The organism is Cyclobacterium sp. L-R, from assembly GCF_056859355.1.
The window spans coordinates 12,293-33,140 of record NZ_JBSXOH010000089.1 but is presented as its reverse complement, the minus strand read 5'-3'; the positions used below and the strand labels follow the sequence as shown (position 1 = coordinate 33,140).

Annotated in this window: 15 protein-coding genes and 4 tRNA genes; 11 read left to right on the top strand and 8 right to left on the bottom strand. The window is 39.4% G+C overall.

The genetic code is table 11. From position 1 onward, the window contains the following. Window positions 1-133 precede the first annotated feature (133 nt). From mutS to AC13EX_RS17870, 3 genes are all read left to right on the top strand, one after another. Window positions 134-2,734 (top strand): DNA mismatch repair protein MutS, encoded by a 2,601-nt coding sequence (mutS, locus tag AC13EX_RS17880; RefSeq protein ID WP_482893755.1) that lies wholly within the window; start codon window positions 134-136, stop codon window positions 2,732-2,734. A gap of 133 nt (window positions 2,735-2,867) precedes the next feature. Beyond that, window positions 2,868-2,940: transfer RNA gene (locus AC13EX_RS17875), tRNA-Gly, on the top strand. Window positions 2,941-3,033: 93 nt separating this feature from the next. Further along, a tRNA-Leu gene (locus AC13EX_RS17870) sits at window positions 3,034-3,117 on the top strand. 90 nt (window positions 3,118-3,207) lie between these two features. On the opposite strand, the gene AC13EX_RS17865 is transcribed toward AC13EX_RS17870, so the two are convergent. The 5 genes from AC13EX_RS17865 to AC13EX_RS17845 all read right to left on the bottom strand — a co-directional run bounded on the left by AC13EX_RS17865 (window position 3,208) and on the right by AC13EX_RS17845 (window position 7,582). Beyond that, on the bottom strand, window positions 3,208-5,364 hold the full coding sequence (locus AC13EX_RS17865) for a two-component regulator propeller domain-containing protein (RefSeq protein ID WP_482893754.1): 2,157 nt from the start codon (window positions 5,362-5,364) through the stop codon (window positions 3,208-3,210). A gap of 248 nt (window positions 5,365-5,612) precedes the next feature. Further along, window positions 5,613-6,107 carry a hypothetical protein gene (locus AC13EX_RS17860; RefSeq protein ID WP_482893753.1) on the bottom strand — a complete coding sequence of 165 codons (495 nt, stop codon included), beginning with the start codon at window positions 6,105-6,107 and terminating at the stop codon, window positions 5,613-5,615. Between the two features lie 242 nt (window positions 6,108-6,349). Further along, the gene (locus AC13EX_RS17855; RefSeq protein WP_482893752.1) at window positions 6,350-6,733 is read right to left on the bottom strand and encodes a hypothetical protein; all 384 of its coding nucleotides are present in this window, start codon (window positions 6,731-6,733) and stop codon (window positions 6,350-6,352) included. A gap of 483 nt (window positions 6,734-7,216) precedes the next feature. Further along, a complete protein-coding gene (locus AC13EX_RS17850; protein ID WP_482893751.1) occupies window positions 7,217-7,468 on the bottom strand; it encodes a GIY-YIG nuclease family protein in 252 nt (83 codons plus the stop codon). 40 nt (window positions 7,469-7,508) lie between these two features. Further along, a tRNA-Pro gene (locus tag AC13EX_RS17845) sits at window positions 7,509-7,582 on the bottom strand. A 402-nt stretch (window positions 7,583-7,984) separates the two neighbouring features. Between AC13EX_RS17845 and AC13EX_RS17840 the strand changes: the two genes are divergently transcribed. After that, window positions 7,985-8,058: transfer RNA gene (locus AC13EX_RS17840), tRNA-Asn, on the top strand. After that, on the top strand, window positions 8,035-8,361 hold the full coding sequence (locus tag AC13EX_RS17835) for a GIY-YIG nuclease family protein (protein WP_482893750.1): 327 nt from the start codon (window positions 8,035-8,037) through the stop codon (window positions 8,359-8,361). The genes AC13EX_RS17840 and AC13EX_RS17835 overlap by 24 nt, the downstream gene beginning before the upstream one ends. Before the next feature lie 262 nt (window positions 8,362-8,623). Here the strand turns inward: AC13EX_RS17835 and AC13EX_RS17830 are convergent, their stop codons facing one another. Further along, a complete protein-coding gene (locus tag AC13EX_RS17830; protein ID WP_482893749.1) occupies window positions 8,624-10,885 on the bottom strand; it encodes an alpha-L-fucosidase in 2,262 nt (753 codons plus the stop codon). Window positions 10,886-11,217: 332 nt separating this feature from the next. Here AC13EX_RS17830 and AC13EX_RS17825 point away from each other — a divergent pair, with 332 nt between their 5' ends. Beyond that, the gene (locus AC13EX_RS17825; protein ID WP_482893748.1) at window positions 11,218-12,795 is read left to right on the top strand and encodes a fibronectin type III domain-containing protein; all 1,578 of its coding nucleotides are present in this window, start codon (window positions 11,218-11,220) and stop codon (window positions 12,793-12,795) included. An 83-nt stretch (window positions 12,796-12,878) separates the two neighbouring features. Here AC13EX_RS17825 and AC13EX_RS17820 read toward each other — a convergent pair whose 3' ends face one another. Next, window positions 12,879-13,802 carry a LysR family transcriptional regulator gene (locus AC13EX_RS17820; RefSeq protein ID WP_482893747.1) on the bottom strand — a complete coding sequence of 308 codons (924 nt, stop codon included), beginning with the start codon at window positions 13,800-13,802 and terminating at the stop codon, window positions 12,879-12,881. Window positions 13,803-13,917: 115 nt separating this feature from the next. Between AC13EX_RS17820 and AC13EX_RS17815 the strand changes: the two genes are divergently transcribed. From AC13EX_RS17815 to AC13EX_RS17800, 4 genes are read left to right on the top strand one after another with little or no spacing between them, the layout of a single operon-like run. Then, window positions 13,918-14,223, top strand: a complete 306-nt coding sequence (locus AC13EX_RS17815; protein ID WP_339710695.1) for a hypothetical protein — start codon at window positions 13,918-13,920, stop codon at window positions 14,221-14,223. A gap of 31 nt (window positions 14,224-14,254) precedes the next feature. Further along, entirely contained in the window at window positions 14,255-14,446 is a 192-nt protein-coding gene (locus AC13EX_RS17810) for a hypothetical protein (RefSeq protein WP_482893746.1), read from the top strand. After that, the gene (locus AC13EX_RS17805; RefSeq protein WP_482893745.1) at window positions 14,443-15,996 is read left to right on the top strand and encodes a proton-conducting transporter transmembrane domain-containing protein; all 1,554 of its coding nucleotides are present in this window, start codon (window positions 14,443-14,445) and stop codon (window positions 15,994-15,996) included. Before AC13EX_RS17810 ends, AC13EX_RS17805 begins: the two co-directional genes overlap by 4 nt. After that, the gene (locus tag AC13EX_RS17800) at window positions 15,993-18,377 is read left to right on the top strand and encodes a DUF2309 domain-containing protein (protein WP_482893744.1); all 2,385 of its coding nucleotides are present in this window, start codon (window positions 15,993-15,995) and stop codon (window positions 18,375-18,377) included. The genes AC13EX_RS17805 and AC13EX_RS17800 overlap by 4 nt, the downstream gene beginning before the upstream one ends. Before the next feature lie 498 nt (window positions 18,378-18,875). Here the strand turns inward: AC13EX_RS17800 and AC13EX_RS17795 are convergent, their stop codons facing one another. Next, window positions 18,876-19,322: a DUF4625 domain-containing protein gene (locus AC13EX_RS17795; protein WP_482893743.1), complete on the bottom strand. Its 447-nt coding sequence runs from the start codon at window positions 19,320-19,322 to the stop codon at window positions 18,876-18,878. Between the two features lie 277 nt (window positions 19,323-19,599). Here AC13EX_RS17795 and AC13EX_RS17790 point away from each other — a divergent pair, with 277 nt between their 5' ends. Continuing rightward, window positions 19,600-20,373, top strand: a complete 774-nt coding sequence (locus AC13EX_RS17790) for a DUF4625 domain-containing protein (RefSeq protein ID WP_482893742.1) — start codon at window positions 19,600-19,602, stop codon at window positions 20,371-20,373. Window positions 20,374-20,848 lie beyond the last annotated feature (475 nt).

The following is a 20,848-nucleotide window of genomic DNA, read 5'->3' as shown; positions in this document are numbered from 1 at the left end:
AAAGCCCAAAGGACCTCAAATTTACTTATTTCCAGACAAAAAAAACAAGAGAGACTAAGGCCTAGTATTAGATTTAGGTTTTGTTTCCCTTACATTCTTAATTAAATTCAGGTCCTAAAACCGAAAAATAACAATGGGCAAGACTAAAGCCAAGGAAACCCCTTTAATGAAACAATACAATGCCATCAAGGCAAAGCATCCCGGAGCCATTTTGCTTTTTCGGGTAGGGGATTTTTATGAAACGTTTGGAGAAGATGCAATAAAGGCCAGTAAAATCCTTGACATTGTACTTACCAAACGTGCCAATGGTTCTGCCTCTCACATAGAGTTGGCCGGTTTTCCGCACCACTCTTTGGACACCTATTTGCCCAAGCTGATAAGGGCGGGTAATAGAGTAGCCATATGTGATCAATTAGAAGACCCAAAAGAGGTGAAAGGGATTGTTAAAAGAGGGGTCACAGAATTGGTTACGCCTGGTCTGGCTTACAATGACAATGTGCTGGACAAAAGGCGGAATAATTTTTTAGCAAGTATTCATTTCAGGAATGATCAATTGGGGATTGCTTTTTTGGATCTCTCTACGGGCGAGTTTATGTGTGCCGAAGGGCGCCAATCCTATATAGAAAAACTACTTCAGAGTTTTAACCCTTCAGAAATTATTCATTCTAAAGCAGCTAAGGTAGCAGCTGGAAACCTGTTAAAGAATGATTTTCATACTTTTCACTGCGAGGATTGGGTATACCAAAGGGCATACACCTATGAAAAACTTACCAATCATTTTGGTACAAAAAATTTAAAAGGTTTCGGAATAGATAATATGGAGCTAGGCAGTACTGCAGCAGGTGCCATATTGTATTATTTAGAAGAAACAGAGCATAAGGAAGTCAAGCATATCGCTTCCATATCAAGGATAGCAGAGGAGAAATATGTTTGGCTGGATAAATTTACCATCAGGAATTTAGAATTGGTTTATCCACAACAAGAAGGAGGGGTGCCACTAATTCAAATTCTGGACAGGACCCAAACACCTATGGGTAGCCGAATGATGAAAAAGTGGTTGGTACTACCACTGAAAGAAAAAGGATTGATCGTAGAAAGGCAAAAATCAGTTAGTTTTTTTTACGAAGCTTCAGAATTGAGGGAGGAGTTGTTTTCCCATCTAAAACATGTGGGGGATCTTGAGCGGTTGATTTCCAAAGTAGCCGTGGGGAGGATCAACCCCAGAGAGATGAACCATCTAAAAAAAGCCTTGCTCAGTACCTTGCCGATTAAGGAATTGATGGGCAATCAGCAAAATGGAGCACTAAAAAAGTTGGCAGACCAATTGAATACTTGTTCCTATCTGCTAGAAAAAATCGATAAGGAGTTGATGGAGGATGCGCCTATGCTTTCACATCAGGGAGGAATCATAAAGGACGGGGTAGATCCTGACCTGGACGAATACCGTAAACTGGCCAACTCCGGTAAAGATTTTCTGGTGCAAATCCAGCAAAGAGAAATTCAACGGACAGGTATAAGCTCTTTGAAAGTAGCCTTCAACAAAGTTTTTGGCTATTATTTAGAGGTAAGCAATACGCATAAAGACAAAGTGCCGCCTGAGTGGATCAGAAAACAAACACTTGTCAATGCTGAAAGGTATATTACCGAGGAGCTTAAAGTTTATGAAGAAAAAATATTGCATGCTGAAGAGCGGCTAATTGCTCTGGAACAGAAGTATTTCCATTTGTTGGTTCAGGATGCTGGAGACTATGTAGAGCAGATACAGCAGAATGCAAGGGTTTTGGCAACTTTGGATTGTCTGTTAAGCTTTGCGGAAGTAGCTGCTGAGAACAATTATTGTGCACCTAAAATAGCAGATACAGATGCTATTGAGGTCAAGGATGGTAGACATCCTGTGATAGAAAAGCAACTGGCAATAGGAGAGGATTACGTGCCGAATGACATCTACCTGGACAATTCTACGCAGCAGGTCATTATTATTACCGGCCCGAATATGGCTGGTAAATCGGCATTGTTACGGCAAACTGCCTTGATCGTGTTGATGGCTCAAATGGGTAGCTTCGTGCCGGCTTCCTTTGCAAGAGTAGGGATTGTGGACAAGGTTTTTACCCGGGTAGGGGCATCAGACAACCTCTCCAAAGGGGAATCTACTTTTATGGTGGAAATGACTGAGACCGCCAGTATTTTAAATAATCTTTCTGATAGGAGTTTGGTATTAATGGATGAAATCGGAAGAGGTACCTCCACCTATGATGGAATTTCCATTGCCTGGTCCATTGTAGAATATCTGCACAACCATCCCAAATGCAAGGCCAAAACTTTATTTGCCACGCATTACCATGAGTTGAATCAACTGGCCAATGATTTTCCTAAGGTGAAGAATTTTAATGTGGCGGTAAAAGAGTTGGGGAATAAGGTAGTGTTTATGCGGAAGCTACAGCAGGGAGGGAGTGAGCATAGTTTTGGTATTCATGTTGCCCAGATGGCGGGAATGCCTAATCCTGTGGTCTTGCGTGCAGCAGAGATCATGAAGTACCTTGAAAAGGACAAACATCTTCAGCAACACAAGGAAAACATCAAAGACATACCTAAGAACAATTATCAATTGAGCATGTTTGAATTGGATCCAAAATTCAAGGAAGCAAAGGATTTATTAGAGGCTCTTGATATCAATACCATCTCTCCGGTGGAGGCTTTGTTGAAATTAAATGAAATAAAAAAGATGTTGGAATAATTTAGTGCCTTTATTGTCAGGGGAGTAGCATTATGTTGATAAAAATTTCTTTCGTTATATTGGACTTTAAAAATTTACGCGTAAATTTGCATCACAATCACGGAAAGAAAAGCTTTCTGTGTAAAAATAACAAGCGAAAGTAGCTCAGCTGGTAGAGCACGACCTTGCCAAGGTCGGGGTCGCGAGTTCGAATCTCGTCTTTCGCTCACATAAAGCCCTTATTGAAGGGCTTTATTATTTAGATGGCAATTATAGTGGAAATGGTTTTTCCTTTTTCTATATTAGTTGTCGCTAATGTTGCCGGGATGGTGGAACTGGTAGACACGCAAGACTTAAAATCTTGTGACCTCACGGTCGTGCGGGTTCGATTCCCGCTCCTGGTACAATGCTTATTTTTATAGGCAAAGGTTTAAAAGCCGCTTAAATTTATTTTTAAGCGGCTTTTATATTGTTATCATTTTTTTAGGTTTTTCTTACTCCCAATACCCGTAATACCTCCCCATCCAATAGGCCACCAAGTAATAGGTGCCACTTACCTCTGTTTTTCCCCCTCCGCTAATGTTTAATTCTTTGGGGTTGGTGTTCCATCTAAAAGCATTGCCTTCAGGGGAAGGAAGGGCTGTGTAAGCTTGAGGGCTTCTACCTCTGCCCGGAAATTCATCAATCCTTAAGTCCCAGCGATGGCTGTTGTCTATAGACCAAGTAATCATGTCCAAGGGGAAAGTTTGAATTTCTCGCAAAGCGATGTTTAAATCCTTGTCCTCTTTTAATAAAGCACTGGCAAAAACATTCCAAACAGGCATGTTGTCTGATTGTACGGCTTTCCAAGATCTTTGGAGGCTTTGTAGGTAAAGTGGGTAGTTGGGGTCTTCTTTGGGTGTGTATTTGAGTAAATTGTAATAAGGGAAGAAATTTAATATGTCATCAGAATGGCTGATGTCAAAAGGGTCGGTCATTTTAGCTTGTAAGGCATTTTGTGCATAGCCTTCTTTCTCTATCAAGTGGCGGTATACCTTCTTGTATTTCGCCTTTCCAGTAAAATGATAGGCTGTTTGCAGAGAGGAAAGGATTTGAAGTGAGTTCAATCCTTTTTCGTAATACCAATTGGAAGATCTGTTCAAGGAGTCAGGGGTCCATATTGCCCACCTTGTGGGTTTTCCATCGTAATCGATCAATTGCAAATCATTGTCTACAATATGGCTAACAATTCTGTCGATCAAATCTACCACCTTCTTTTTGTCCGCCTCATCAGCTACCATGTCATGGTAGAGCGCCATTGAAAATAAATGGCCGACAATCTCATCGGAGCTGGTATCGTCCAGCCATTGCCATTCTCCATCAGGTGATGGGTGCCAGTTTTTTGGATGAGGAGACCTTGAAGGGGCCAAAAGATCTTCTGACCTTACATAGGACCTGGCGGGATAGCCTGGTATTCCTGTGACTGTCTCCAGTCTTTCCAGGGCTTCGAAAGTTCGCTTTGCCTTTGCTTTGGCATCTTCACTTTTGGTGACGCCATATCTGAATGATTCGGCAATGAGGTAACAGGAGGTCCATAGGCCGTCATTGTCTTGATTTTCCAAAAAGCTACTGTTAATGTCTCCTGCGATGGCTAATTTAGATCTGTTGATTATTCCTATCCGGTTGTGTCTTTTTTCGATGATGTCTTCAATTCCATTTGCCTTTTGTTCCAGGGTCATGGCTTTTAATCCGATCTCTGAGATGCCATAGGGTGTTGCTACCCATACTTTTCCGGATTCAATGGGTAGGATGTCGTTGATCTGGTCATCTGCCAACCATCTTTTGCTGGTGTAATACCTCCAGTTTTTCCCCTTGCGGATCAAACCTTTTGGAGTGCCTAACCATAATAGACTGTCTGTTTCAAATATTGTTGTGACAGGGCCATATGGTAGTCCATCTGCACCTCTTTTTAGCCAATGATTGCCATCAGCGGCAAGGGAGGCGATTGCCTTTGGCGAGCTAAATAAAATGTCTTTACCATTTATTCCGGTGGTTACCGTCAGGTATTGGCTGTCATGCCCTAGGGCTAGGCCAATTTTGTCCATATCTAGCCACTCTCCAGATTTATTTTGCCAAAGGCCTTCGTCGGAGGCGATCCATATTATGCCTTCATTGTCTTGGGCTATTGCATTGATTTTTACATTAGGGAAGGAGGCTACCTTTTCCCATGCTCCGTTCCACGTGTATAGTCCATGCGTGGTTCCAGTCAAAAGGGTGTTGCTATTAATCCAATGTGTACTTGTGATGGATTGGCGTCCGTCTGTTCGTGGAGGGTTGGGTATTCTATCACCTTTTTCAGACCAAATGGTTTTGTCATTGTTCATCCATACTGTTTGGGAGTTGTCCGAAGTAGCATTGATTATACCTGAAACAAAAGGTTGGCCTGACCATTGCCCTTCCTTATTGTAAAATATACCATGGGAGGTAACTGCTTTAATTGTATTGCCATGTTTAAATAATTTCACGACGTCTAATCCAGCATTAAGTGGGAGTTCAATTTCTTGACTGACTTCTTGGAAATAAGGGCCGGAAGCTATTTTTTGAGAAAAAACCTGGACTGGGCTGAATTGTAAACAGACCATTAAAAAAGCAGTAAATTTAAAGACTTTCATGTTGTTAAGATTTCTAGCTGACTTGAGGAGGTTGCAAGGGTGATTTTCACGTTTCAATGAAATATTGAAACTCCTAGATTTACTACTTATATTAGGTGTAATAAGGCTATTTAATTCGAATTTATGAATGGAATTGATGTTTTGGTGCTATTCTGCTATTTCTCTTGGTGTTTTAATTTAGGAGGAGACTGTATTTTATTGCGTTTAATTCGGATTATGTAATAGAATGTCTATTGCATAATCCGGGTTTAATCAGCTCTGTTGTATATTGGAGAGGGGGCGCAGGAAGAGAGGGCTATGTCATTGCATGGGGTGGCGATCAATAATTTCATGCCATTGTCTCTGTATTCTAATGTGGAGGTAACGGGCAGAAAACCATTGCTGTTTTCTACAGGGTTCAAGTCATCAAGTTCTCCCCAAGGTTTATCGTTATCAATAAAAAGACTTTGATTAGGCGTGAAAGTGATGTTTTTATCGTCTAGTTGATAAGTGCCTGTTGAGAAAAAATAATACCCTACTAGTTCTCCTGAATTTGGCTGTCGGTAAGTTATGGATTTGGTAAAAGTCCTGTCTTCATTGATTACTAGCGTTGCGACACTATTCAGTCCGTAGCCCTCATGCAAGTTTACGACTTCCCAAGTATCATAAAGGCTTCCATTTGAAAAACTGTCCTCCCAATTTGTACAAGAGCTTGTGCTAATAGCAAACCAAATTAAAAGAATTAGAAAATTTGTATGTTTCATGATGGTTATTAAAGGTGTTTAATTGTCAAGACGATTTACTTTTTACAATTGTCTCAATTGCTTGCAATTGAGATTTAAAACTAGGGTTTTTAATTGAAAAGTGTAAATGATAGTGAATCACACCATCTAGCGACTGTATACTAGTAAAGTTAGGAAGAGATTCAAAAAGTGAAAAAGTGGTGTATTTCGGTAGAATCCATCGCGAAAAAGTAAGGATGCGGCTGTTTTAGTCTTGTATTAGGCTATGAAAAGGTCATGTTGTCAAAAATATGCAATTCAATTGTTTTGCCGTTGTCCATAAAGTAGCAATCTGCCAAATTTTCCAAGGGGAGTTTGTGATTCCTTTCCTCGTCAAAGTAGCCTAGTTTTCCTCTTCCATGGTGGTGGTAGGGAGATTTAAAGAAAAATCTAAGTCTGTATTTTGCCGCATTTTCAAAGGCTAATTCATCTGGCATTTTGCGATGTGCGATAAAGTAATTTGTTAAATGGGTGCGGATTTTGGTTTGGGCAGGTTTTGTCAATACTGGAGGTAAAAATAACCTGCTGGCAATTTTTTCTTCATTGGGATCATTAGATCCGAATGGGTAATGGTGGATGTCTAGTAAATCTGCAGTTACTAATTTCATTGGATATGAGTTTAAATCTTAGTTGATAACCTAAAAACACAATCTGTAATAGGTATAGCTCTTTTATCGGAAACCTTTTATTTTAAAGCATGTTTAATATCTAAAATAAATATTTTAATATCAATATAAGCATGTATATCTATAAAAGCAATGAAAAAAGGTAAAAATAAATTGTTAAAGTTATAAAAAAAATTCTTTAATCTCTGAGAATGATAAGGGTTTATGATAGAAGTTAAAGGGGGGGGTAAAAATAACTTGTGCCTTGAGAAGTATGTTCAATAAGTATTTAAGGTATTTCGGGGGATGAGAGGCAATCTGAATTTATTTAACTTTTGTTATATGGCTTTATATGAGGCTATTCTTTCCCAGAATAATTCATAAAAAATGCCAGACCGGATTAATCTCAGCCTGGCTTCTCGTCGGGGTGACAGGATTTGAACCTGCGACCCTCCTGACTCCCGTCAGGATACGCTGTCTGCTTGGCTATAGCCTACGGTCCTTTAACCTCTCAAGATATCTTCGACTACCAATATTTTTAATTTGACGCTCTTTTTGAACAGCAGAGGAACGATCATCAAAATATTCTACATGAACTACTTCCCATGGTATCCCTGCTTTAGTAGATTTATTACGCCCGGTTTGGTGACGCTCAAAACGCTCCAAATGGTTTTTACTTTGCCCCACGTAATACCGGTCAGTTGAATGCGAATACAATATGTATACAGAGTAATTCATAAAAAATGCCAGACCGGATTAATCCCAGCCTGGCTTCTCGTCGGGGTGACAGGATTTGAACCTGCGACCTCTTGCACCCCATGCAAGCACGCTACCGAGCTGCGCTACACCCCGAGATTTATTTAATTTCTACTATTTCTTTTTTATTCGAAGTCTAAACTGGCGACCCTCCTGACCTTTGTCAGGATACGCTACCAAGCTGCGCGACACCCCGAGATTTACTATTAAAACACCCATATTTGTTTGCCTAAATAGGAAGAGCAAATTTAATTTATTTTTAATTAATTAAAAGTGATTCATTTCAAAAATATTGTCAAGAATAGAACTTGAATGAATGCTAAAAAAAGGATTTACTTTTTTTAATTTTTTTTAATTATATAAGTGCTTGATTTAGAAGATCATTTTTTTTCAATTGAAAAATATTTGCAAAAACCATAGCCTCTTGTTTGGAAAAAATTAAGTTACCTGTTATGTTTGCATCTCAATTAAGGCAAAGGCCTTAAAAAAACAACAAATTCCTCCTTAGCTCAGTTGGTTAGAGCATCTGACTGTTAATCAGAGGGTCCTTGGTTCGAGCCCAAGAGGAGGAGCTAAAGCCAGCACAGATAGTGTTGGCTTTTTTCGTTATGGATCAGTATTATGTCTATATCATATATTCTGAGTTAATCGATAAATTCTATGTTGGACAGACAGGGGACATCGACAAAAGACTCCTATTTCACAACGATTCTCAAAGGAATAACATCTGGACTAAAAGAGGGATTCCCTGGGTACTCAAAAAAGCGATTCCCTTCAACTCTAGAACAGAAGCATTGAAGGCTGAAAAATTTATAAAAAATCAGAAATCTAGAAAAGTAATTTTAGCTATTATTCAAAACGGATACAGTAAATAATTTAGAGCATCTGATCCCGGTCGACCGGGAAGGGTCCTTGGTTCGCCTGTCCCGAGATCAAAGTGAATCGGGAAGCCCAAGAGGAGGAGATTAATAGTCCACTTACATAAGAATGTAAGTGGACTTTTTTTTTAGGAATTATTATAATAAGAAAGACCTAAAAGTGGGGGATTGAGATGAAATAAATAGGTACAAAAAAATAGCAGCAGAAAATAGTTTTCCGCTGCTATTTTCAATTTAGCAGTCAAAATTAAATTGCCGCCTATTTTACCAATAGTCCAAGTTCTGCTATTGCAGCAAATGTATTGCCTCCGGCAATTCTTTTGGCTTCAAGTTTTATATATCTTGTTTTTATAGGGATTTTAAAGTCATGTCTTCTCAAAGAGGGGTCATTGATAAGGTTTCCAAATTCAAAACGCTCCAGTAGCTGCCAGTTGGATCCATCTGAGCTATAATAAATATCTCCCAAGGCAATCATTCCTTCTTTGTCCGCTGAAGGTGGCAAATAGGTAAAACCTGTTATGGTAAGGACCGTGCCTAAGTCTACCGTAAGCTGTTGTCCGCCATTTTCACTTCCTTTTGCTTTGAAGTAAGTTTCTTTATTGCCATCAATTGCTTTTGAAGCTTCGTGATCCTTTTCAGGAGAACTTGCATTTACAATTTTCCAGTTGGCTTTAATAGCTCCAAAGTGAGTTTTGGCGGTTGCACCACGATCATTTTTGCCAAATGCTGCTGCTGTTACTTCTCCATGAGACAAATGAAAAGGTCCTTCATACAAATTAGATTCGCTGTTGGGCTCACTTCCATCTAAGGTATACCTGATGCTTAGGTCCTTATTCAGGCTTCCGGCAATATCTTGTTCATAGGTCTTCCAGCCAAAATCCACTTTTTTTGGTGCAATGCTTATCATACCTTTTAGGTTTCTTTCAATGGTTAATTGTGGAGGACGGGTTTCATAATAGTAAGCAGCCACTTTATTGATGGTGGGGATATACCTTTCTTCATCTACTGTAATCCGAAGCTTGTTGGTGTAAACTTCAGGAAATCGGAGGATGTTTTTATAGCCTATATTGTATCCATGTACTATTTCTTTCCATTCCCCATCAAGTAAAGCCTCCAATGTGAACGCCGCCACTCTTTCACCATGAGATTTGATTGCTTCTTGGATAACCAATCGATTCATTTTTATGGGGGCTTTCAAGCTAATCTCAAATGATTTTGATTGGTCGAGTAAAATATAGCTTTGGTCATCATTGTCCAGAACCTCTTTGGGTCCTTTGGCATCAATTAATAAATCTTTACTATAAGTATTCCTTATTCTCTCGCCTACTTCCTTAAGTACTTTTACATCCCTATCAGGAAAAAGCCCTTGGGTGTTAGGGGGGATGTTGAGAAGGAAGATTGAGTTTCCACCAACAGCTCTTTCGTACATGTCAAAAACGTCATCAGCACTTCTTACTCCTTGTTCGTGGTCATTTCGGTAAAACCAGCCTTCTCTAATGGAAGTATTTGTCTCAGCAGGTTGATAGTGCAAATATTTAGCTGGGTATAAATTTTCCAAAAAAGCAACTTCTTCCCCGGTAATGTCTTCAAAGCGATTCATCTGATTAGGGTTTTCCTGATAAGGGATAACATTCCATTCTATCCTTCGAGTTTGCCCTGATTCGTTGCCACACCACCTGATGTCTTGTCTGCCAAAAATAACAGCTTCTGGGGCTAGTTTTCTGATTAAGGTTTTCCAGGAGGAGTAATCATAGGTTTGGCCACCTTTTCTTTTCGGGTGGGCGCCATCAAACCAAACTTCTTTTATAGGACCATACTCGGTAAGTAATTCAAAAAGTTGATTAAGGAAATATTCGTTATAATCATCTACTTCAAATTCGAAAGTAGTTTGGTTTTCAAATGGCCTTCCTTTGACAGTGGCAGGGATGGTTCTTTTCGTTTTTTTACTAAGATTTCCATACAGACCCATAGGGTTTTCGATTTGGTACAAATCTGCAGGAGAAAGGTATACACCAAGGTCGAGCCCATATTTTTCGCAGGAGGCAGCGAGGTCTTTCAATACATCGCCTTTGCCATTTCTAAAACCTGTAGACATCAGACCATGTGTGGTGTACCTTGATTGCCATAATACAAAGCCATCATGATGTTTGGCGGTAAAGATCACCTTGGTCATGCCAGCAGCTTTCATTGCTTCGCACCATTGGTCCGTATCAAGTTCTTTTAAATCAAATACGGTAGGATCCTCCATGCCGGAACCCCATTCTTTGGCCGTAAAAGTATTTGGGCCAAAATGAACAAAACCAATAAACTCATCTTTAAGCGCATTGTATTGGTTTTCTGTCGGTACAACATGGGCAGCCTTGAGACGAATGCTGTCTTGGTTGTCATCCTTGTCAATGTCATAAGTTGATCTAGGTGCTAATAAAAGGTCCTTCTTAGAAGGACTGCAAGCAATAGAGAGGAGCAGGCACAGGCCTATCAAGATATTCGTAGGCTTCTTTGGGTCTAAAGGTGGTTTCATATTGGATGTTTTGTTATTTTTTTATATAAAAAACCAAACATAATAAAAAAAATTATTTTTCTGTAAAGGCTTTGGTTTTATATTCGGTTTTATTCCTTGGGGGGTAAATAATATTTTTCTACCTTGGGGTTGTGGAATAGATCGCCTCCCAATTGTTATTCGAAACGAATGAATGGATGAAAAGAAGGGAATATTGAACAGGGGAGTTCCCAAAGAAGTAAATATAAAATAGTAAAAAAATATCGACAACCATTCATATGTATTGGATTGAATAGTAGAAGATTAAATATAAATTCACTGATAAAGCAAGTACCTCTATAAATAAAATGAAAATGCAATTCAAAGTTTTTTTAGCCTTACTGTTTGCTTGTGTTTGCACTCAGTCTATGGCTCAGGTAATTGAGATTAAGCCCTATCTACAAGATGTAGAACCAAATTCTGCCATAGTAATGTGGCAAACTTCAGAGGGAGAGGAAAGTATTGTGGAATGGGGGACAAGTCCCAATTTAAGCAATACTGCTAGAGGAACAGCTGAGGCAATCAATTTTGATAAGGTCCAGGTTCATACTGTTAAAATCACCGGTCTAGATCGCTTTACTGAATATTATTACCGTGCTCGAACAGGAGATGTGGTCTCTGATATCTTTCAATTTAAAACACCTCCTTTTTCTAATGACGGTGAAGATTTTAAGATGGTGGCCATGAGTGATATGCAATATGATCACAATCAACCTGATAAATTTAGCGAAGTGGTGAACGAAGGAGTTATCGGTTACCTTGAAAAAGAGTTTGGTGGATCTTTGCCGGACAATTTGGCCATGGTGCTTATTCCGGGTGATTTGGTGCAGACAGGATCTGAATTTTATCAGTGGAAAGATCACTTTTTTAATCCGGCAGAGAAATTATTTTCTGAAGTGCCCGTATATCCTGTACCGGGTAATCATGAGCGGAATTCAGTGTATTACTTTAAGTATTTCAGTCTGCCAGAGAATGGTACTCCGGCCTATGCAGAACACTGGTGGTACAAAGATTATGGCAACACACGTGTAATTGGTTTAGATTCAAATGATGGTTACAGGGATTTAAGGGAACAACTTGATTGGCTAAAAGAACTACTTGCAGACACAGAGAAAGACGACAATATCGATTTTGTTTTTGCTCAATTGCATCATCCTTTTAAGTCCGAACTTTGGATTCCCGGCGAAGAGGATTTTACAGGGAAAATTGTGACAGAATTGGAACAGTTTTCAACCAAGACCGGGAAACCTAGTATCCACTTTTTTGGGCATACGCACGGCTATTCAAGAGGACAGTCTAGGGATCACAAGCACCTTTGGATCAATGTTGCTTCAGCTGGCGGAGCGATAGATAACTGGGGCGAATTTGAAGGAAGGGACTACGATGAATTTACGGTTACCCAAGATGAATACGGCTTTGTAATGGTATCAGTAGATGGAAACAGAAAAGACCCTAAGTTTACCATTAAGCGTATCAGCAGAGGTAATACGATAGCGCATAGGGAAAATGAATTGAGGGATAGCATTACCGTATGGAGAAAAGAGCGCAAACCATCTGCTCCCGAAGCTCTTTCTCCTTCTGGAGAGGGCGTTTCTATAAAGGGGGCTGTTTTGAAAGCTGGAGAATTTAAAAGCGAATTTACAGGCACCTTTCATGCCGCCTCCCATTGGCAGGTGTCAAAATCAGAGGATTTTGAAAATCTAGCTTATGAGAGCTGGCAACAATTTGAAAACTGGTATTATAAAGAAAATCGACAAAAGGACGATGACTTAACCGATGAAAAAACGGAGCGACTAAATCCAAATACTACTTATTATTGGAGGGTTCGCTATCGGGATCAAAACCTGAATTGGAGTGATTGGTCCAATGTGCGTACCTTTAAAACAGAATAGTGGTAATAAATCTTATATAATTAATCTACAGAAACAAGAAAATTAATCTGTCAATATTGTACAGAAAAGTCTATGGTAATAGCTTAAAAACCGTTTACCCAAGAAAATTTTTCATTTATTATAACCTCTTTTTCTTTGTTCAAAAATTCAATATAAGCCAAAGCTATAGGTGATAATTTCTTAGATTTTAGCCAAATTAAATTCCACTCTGTGCTTAATGGTAGACCCTTGACAGGGATAATTTGTAAGTCCTTATTGCTTAATTCATTCCCTATGCCTATAAGCGGCATGATTGAACACCCTAATCCTGAAATGACCGCTTGTTTGACTGCTTCATTGGAAGTCAACTCCATTTTTTTACGGGCTGAATAGTTGTTTTTTGTTATGAAAGATTCCATGGCATTTCGTGTTGCGGAGCCTTGTTCTCTAAAGATGAGAGGCATTTGTTCAAAAAGTTTTTTCTTGGTCAGGTTTTTCTTTACTTCTAATTTATTACTTGCGACATAGAAGAGTTTGTTCTCCATCAGCGCAATTTTATTGACCTTTAATTTTTTGGGAAGTACAGAAACCAAGGCAAAATCGACCTCGTTCAATTCTAAACTTCCCACCACACTCGATTTATTCGTTACGTCCATTGTCAAATCGACCCCCTCATTTTGCTTTATAAAACCTGATAAAAAATAGGGCATGACATATTTTCCAGTGGAAACAATAGAGATTTTTAGCCGACCGGAAAGTTGCCCGTTGTAGGCCAGTGTTTTGTAATTGATGGCATAAACCTCATTGAGAATTTTTTCTGCAGCATTTGCGATCTCCTTTCCAAAATCAGTGACATATAACTGTCTTCCTACTACCTCTGTGAGCGGGATTGGAAATTGATCTTGAAAATTTTTTAGCTGTATAGAAACGGCCGGTTGAGTCAAATGCAATGCCTCAGAAGCTTTAGTAATACTCTGTAATTCAGCTATTTTAAGGAATATATGGAGTTGATGTAAAGTATAATTCATTAATAATATTTATGTATAACATAACAAATATAAATAAAAATTAATGAATGTAATAGCCAATATTTGTGCTGTCAAAAGAAAACAAAATTATTGAAGTCATTAAAAATCAGGTAAAATGGAAACCAAAGAAACAGCACAATTAGGAAAAACTACACAAACAATCCAATTGGTAAAAGGTGAGTTTACGCCATCGGAAGCCACACATGTACTCATGGGTTTGATTGACGAAAAGATCAACTTTCACAAAATCCAGAGACTTCAAATTTGGGAAGGCAATCATGGGTCCAAGACAGATCAATTGGATGGTAGAATTCAAGAATTAGAATTGGAAAAAAAGAAGGCCCAGGAATTTATAAACATTACGAGAGGCCTTGGTCAAAAAATAAGCATTAATGGGGTTCTAAAAATTTCTGTTGCTTAAAAAATTCAATCAAGAGCTAAAAATTCACCTCATGGAAAATCCAACACTTTCAATTTTAGGACTACTTATTCTGGTATCAATTGATGTAATGTCTTATTACAGTCACCATTTGTTTTTAGATGCTGTTTTATCAAGCTTTTTCATTTTAGGAATGGCCTATGTGCACAAAACACTTGAAGGTAGTGTCGAAAGCAGGTCAAAAAAAGACCAAAAATCAGCTTGAAAACATTTGATGTAATTCTACCCAATAGTGGAAATACAAATAAAACCGAAAAAAACTTAGAAATGACACCTAAAAAGAATTTAGATTTAAGCAGTGCTCTAAAAGTTATGGGTACAGATACCGGCCAAAAAAAGCCATTCGCTGTTCGAATTGTGACTTTATTGTTATGGCTCTTGTTTATAGGAAACGCCCTATTCCTCCTTTTTAATTTCAATAAAATGCCTGATTGGACATGGGGGAGTGTTTTCAGGATCAATGGCTTTACCATTTTGATCTGGACTACTGTCAGCTTTTTTGGTGCCATCGTCAGCAGCTATGCGGGCACATATCTGACAGGATTTAAATTTCACTCCAGATTTATGTGGCTCTGTTTAAATTTTTCATTGTCCGTGATGTTATTGGTCATGGCCCAACATATCTTGCTTTTGATCTTTAGCTGGTTGATAATGGGGGGCTTAATGTCTCAGTTGATTGGAATAGACAAAAGCTGGGGGGAAGCTCGGGAGGCAGCTAAATTTACGCAGAAATACTTTTTAGCAGGGAGCAGCTTCCTGGCGGTAGGCTTAATCCCACTAGCATTGTATAGTGGCCAATATACAATCAGTGGCATAGCTGAAGTTGTTGCCGGCATGCCATATTATTTATTGCAGCTATCGGCGCTTTGTGTCATCGGGGCAGCCATTGTACAATCAGCCATGTATCCTTTTCATCGCTGGTTACTTTCCGCTATGACTGCACCAACTCCTGCTTCTGCGCTTATGCATGCAGGCTTTGTCAATGGAGCTGGTATTTTGTTGGCGCTTTTTGCCAGCCTGCTCTTTGCCTCCAATACTTTGTATATACTGTTTATTATCGGAGGATTCACGGCTATCATTGCGCAGTTTACAAAGTTGCTTCAAGTGAATGTCAAGCAAAAATTAGGTTGCTCTACCATAGCTCAAATGGGTTTCATGATTATGCAATGCGGTTTAGGATTCTTTAATGCAGCAGTGGTTCATTTAATTCTGCATGGGTTTTATAAGGCCTACTTATTCTTGTCGTCTGGTGAAGAAATAGCACAGTCAAAACCTGAGGAGCTAAAGCCATTGAGAATCCGACCACTTCAAGCCGTAATAGTTTTATTGTTTGGAGGGATGGGAGCGTTTCTATTTGCAAGTTGGACAGGGAAAGGACTCTTGCTAAATAGCGGCTTGTTGCTAACTCTCATTGTAGCCATTACAGTAGGACAGGCGACCTACAATATAGTGAAGGAGCAAAGCCTTTCATTACTGCAGAAAATAGTGGTACCACCCCTACTTTTTATCGCAGGAATAGGCATTTATGCTTTGATGTACAATGGGATTACAGTACTTATGGCCGACATGCCTATGGTTGCTCGGCCTTTGCCTTTGACTTCGGTACAAGTCATATTTGGTGTGATTTTTCTAATTGGGTTTTTCATTATGAAACTTGGGGTATATAAAAAAATTCCTTGGCTTTATGTGAAATTAATGAACCTGTCCCAGCCAAATAAAAAATCAGTTCTAATGTATAAATCAAAATCAATATGAACCAGTATCTATTAAGCAGTATTGATAAAGCCGCTGAAGTAATAGGCAAAACCTGGCCCTTGTATTCCTTCGTTGCTTCCAATCCTTTGGCAGGGTATGAAAAAGGGCCTTTTTTGGAAGCTGTAAGTGCAGCCCAAAAACAATTCAAAGCCAATGTTTTTCCAGCGTCAAAACTTTATCGCCAGGCTTGGGAAAAGGGAGAAATTGATTTGAAGGTTTTGGATCATCTTTTAAAAGAAAATGGTTTTACCAAACCTGCGGATGACTACCTTAAATTATTAGAGGGGCATCAGGTTTTGGAGGAGGTAAATGGAAACCACAATTTGGATCGTTTAACGGTAAAATGGTTGTCTGCCTTTATGGATGAAGGGCTTTCCGAATGGGAAATGCCTTATAAAAGTGAAGGTTTTTATACCGCATGGAGACTATTGGTTATCTACGATACAGAGCTAGGGACTACTTCGTTGAAAGACATTCCAAAAACTAGCGCAGCCGCATTGGGTGAATTATTAAATGGTTATCCTGAAAGTCAATACGTCGAAATATTTAGTCAGCATTTGGCAGCACTGCCCGGCTGGGTCGGATACATCAAGCACCGTACTGAATCCAATTCTGATTGGCAGCAAAACTTTCCGATAGATTTGATGGATTATTTAGCGGTTCGATTATGGATGGCTCAAAAATTGAATGTAACCCTACTTCCAGAAGAAACGGAAGCGAATACAGATGATTTTTTACTACGGCTCCAATTCATTTGGCTTCAAGCTTGGGAGAAAAGTTGGCAAAATGAATTGGTCTTAAGTATGGAGAATGGTGTCAATATTCCCCAGACCATTGATAAACCGATTGTCCCAGATGCTCAGATGGTGTTTTGTATTGATACCCGGTCTGAATTAATACGAAGACATGTAGAGTCCAATGGGAATTATGAAACTTTTGGATATGCTGGCTTTTTTGGAATAGCCATGGATTACCAAAGTCCGAAAGATGGCATCACGCGAAAAGCCTGCCCGCCAATTGTCTCTTCAGCCTACACTGTTTCGGAGTCGGCACAGGTGGATAAAAAAAGGCTGTTTCTCTCTTACGAAAAGAAAAATGAGCACTTGAAATTTGGCAATTATTTTCTTAAGCGAATGAAAAATATGCTGCCTTCAGCCTTTGGCTATGTGGAGGGTTCAGGCGTCTATTATGGGCTGTCCCTTTTGGCGAGAACATTAATTCCTGGTGCGATCTATAGAAAAAATCAACAGAATGTTTCTCCCATGGAGGCCACATGCCAACCAGATATCATAAACATTAGTCAAGAGAACAGGGATCTACCGGGTGTAACTTTGGAAGAAAAGGTTTCCATAGTTAAATCGGCTTTTGATTTGATGGGTTGGAAAGAATTTGCACCCTTGGTCCTATTTGTAGGGCATGGAAGTCACTCTGCAAACAATCCTTTCGGCTCAAGTTTGGACTGCGGGGCATGTGCGGCAAGTCCTGGTCGACACAATGCAAGAATGCTGGCGAAACTTGCCAACTTACTTCAGGTAAGAAAGGCATTGGCAGAAATTCATGGTGTTTTTATTCCGGAGAATACCCTGTTTTTAGGAGCCGAGCACAATACTACCACAGATGAAATTGTACTGTTTGATTCAGAAGCTCCGGAGACACATAAATTGCTTATAGAGGATTTGAAAGTTAACCTTTGGCGCGCACAGCAAAGCGCCACACAAAACAGACTTGGTACCAATGGCAATAGTCTTTCGAAGGCGCAAGAAAAAGCAAACAATTGGGGAGAAACACGACCGGAATGGGGGCTAGCGAAAAATGCAGGATTTATAGTGGGACCACGAGACTTGACCAAAAACACCAACCTTGACAGTCGCTGTTTCCTTCATTCTTACGATTGGGAATTGGATGCAACTGGCAAAGCCTTGGAAGGCATCATGCAAGGGCCAATGGTTGTGACTCAGTGGATCAATAACCATTACTATTTTTCTACTGTGGACAACAACACTTACGGTGGAGGTTCTAAAATCACCCACAATATCACTGGTAAATTTGCCGTGATGCAAGGTAATGGAGGTGACCTCAAAATGGGACTCCCGCTTCAATCTTTGTACAGTTCTGATCAGGGCATGTATCACCAGCCTTTGCGGTTGACCGTGATGATTCATGCTCCCATCAATCGAATAGTGGGTATTTTGGAGAGAAACAGTCACCTGAAATCACTTCTTGACAACGAATGGATTTACCTGATGGTGATGGATCCCGAGCAGAAAAATGAAGTATTTAAGTACAAAAAAACTTTAATATGGGAGTCTGCTTCTAGCAATAAAGCTAGTGGCGCCCAAAGAGCACTTAATACTTCAACCTTAACAGAACTTGCTGTATAAGAGGGTTGGAAATGAGGCGGTACGGCCTTTATTAAGTTGGAGGTCGTACTCCATCTCAACTATAATAAGCTATTAAAGATTAAATTAACTTTATCTCAAAAGTTAAACCCGAAATATGCAATAGACAATCTATTACGTGCTGAAATCGCTTCAAAATCAGCCACTTCGTTGCTGTTTTCAATTTCACCATAGCGGTGCTATGCTAAAATATCCAAACAGACTGATTTTCTTGCGATTGCAACACTTCCCGTAAACACGGGACAGGCTTCACCCCTGACTATTGGTCAGGACGGAGAAATCCTATTACATAATCCGGGTTCAATTATTTCTATTTGTATAAAATTTCAAGAAAAAGACAAAGATCTTGTTATTGAGCCATCTAAGGATTAGAAACCTGGCTTCACTTAGTGATTTAAAAATAGTGTAGTCGGGAAAAATGCCAGGGGGCAAAAATATGCTATGCTAAAAATCCCCTGGATAGCTAAAGTAGGGTTGGTATTAAGGGTTAAAAGGCAGGTTCTCTGGCGAATAAATGGTAACACTTCGCTTTTCTTCAGTGCGTGTACCATTTTGATCAGTGACGATGATAAGGAAATAATAAATGCCTTCCACAGCGTCTTCAGGTATGTCAAAGTGTTTGTGTACGTTGGAGTTTTTGGTTCCCTTGTATTCATCCCATGTTAGTTCAAAGTCCCAGTAAGCTTCATAGCTTTCTTCGTCTATTGGGTTGATTTGTATTTGTACTTGTTCAATTAATTCGCCGGCAAGAAGGTCTGCGTTCAGGTGAAAATCCTCACCAATCACCCCAATTTCATCATTGTTTAACCCGATTTCAACATTATCTATGCTGGGTGATGGCAGATTGGGTTCAGTATCTTCTTGGCATGAACCTAATGTTAAAACAGCTATAATGGCTAATAGGAAATGCTTGAATTCTTTTTTCATGGTTTGAATAAAATTGATTTAAATGTATTTCAGTGAAGCGAGTAGGTGTTTATAGCGCCGGCATATGGTGTTTTGTTGAAGGGTAAATTCGATAAACTACTCTGCAACAGCATTGCAAATATATGCCATATCATGAGTGAAACAATGTTGCAAATGGAATTTTTCAATTAAAAGAAATATTCCGCTTCAAAGCGGCTTAAAATCTTGTATATGCAATCCTATTGCATTATGTTTGTGCAATTATATTGCATTATTTAACCAGTAAAAATTATTGAAAATGAGAAGACTTAGACAAGCATTTATGATTCCGCTTTTGGCTTTGGCATTGTTTGCCTGTCAGGAAGAGGAAGACATTACCTTTGATCCCCCGGTGGTTTCTACCTTTGAAATGGGTGAGGGAAGCTCACATTCTACTACAGAACCGGTGGCCTACCGTGGAATGGATTTGCATATGGAGGCTACCATTCTTGCATACGCCAATGTTGAGTCTATTAAAGTGAGTATTCATGCACATGATCTGGAAGTGGGCGAAGGAGAAGTCGAGTGGGACTTTGAAGAAGTCTACACGGATGCTAAATATTTGGTAAAGAACCCTGAGTTTCATGAGCATATAGATATCCCTGCGACAGCTCCTGCAGGAGAATACCATGTAGAATTGGAAGTTACAGATGCTGCAGGTAACGTTACTGAAATGGAGGGGCATTTAGAAATAAGAGAATTGATTCATGTTAGTGGATTCGAAATGGATGCCGAAGTGGTAAGGGGAGAAGATTTCCATGTGGAGTTTTTAATTGGTGCAGCCAATGGGATTCATACCATTACTGTTGACATTCATGCCCATGGTCTTACTGCTGGTGCAGGAGAGGTGGTTTGGGAAATGGAGGAAGTTTTTGAAGAAGGATACCACGAGTTGTCTGAGGTCGAATTTCATGAACACATAGATGTTCCTGCCAATGTCACCGCAGGTGAGTACCATGTGATGTTTATCATTGAAGATGAGGATGGAAATGAAGTGGAATTTGATACACATATTGATGTGTTAAATGAATAAAATAAGGGTTGTACAATGATTGAAAAAGAGCCGGATTTATCCGGCTTTTTTTGTTTGAGATGTGGGAAAGTGATTTTGTCAGCATTGTGGCAGAAAAAAGGGCAACAATACCGCCAAAATCGGGATGTAAAACCTATCTAATTTCCAAAGGTGGTCACCCTTGGCTACAAAAATGCCATGCCTATTGGGGTTTTGGGAACGTAAAGGATTCTATAAAATGCAGGTAAAGCAAGATTGGAATGAAAGATGATTTTGTCAGCATTGTTGTAAAAAAAATGGCAACAATGCCGCCAAAATCAATTGACGATATATTCCGTTTGCCGTGGGTTGACACCTCACGGTTATTATTGTTGAAGCCCTATAGGCTTCTTTATTCGTTTAAATATGACGACTTACAGGCTATAATTATTTTATCCAATGAAAGATTTATGGTTAGCCTATAACTTCACAATTAACGAAACTTGGATGGACGCCC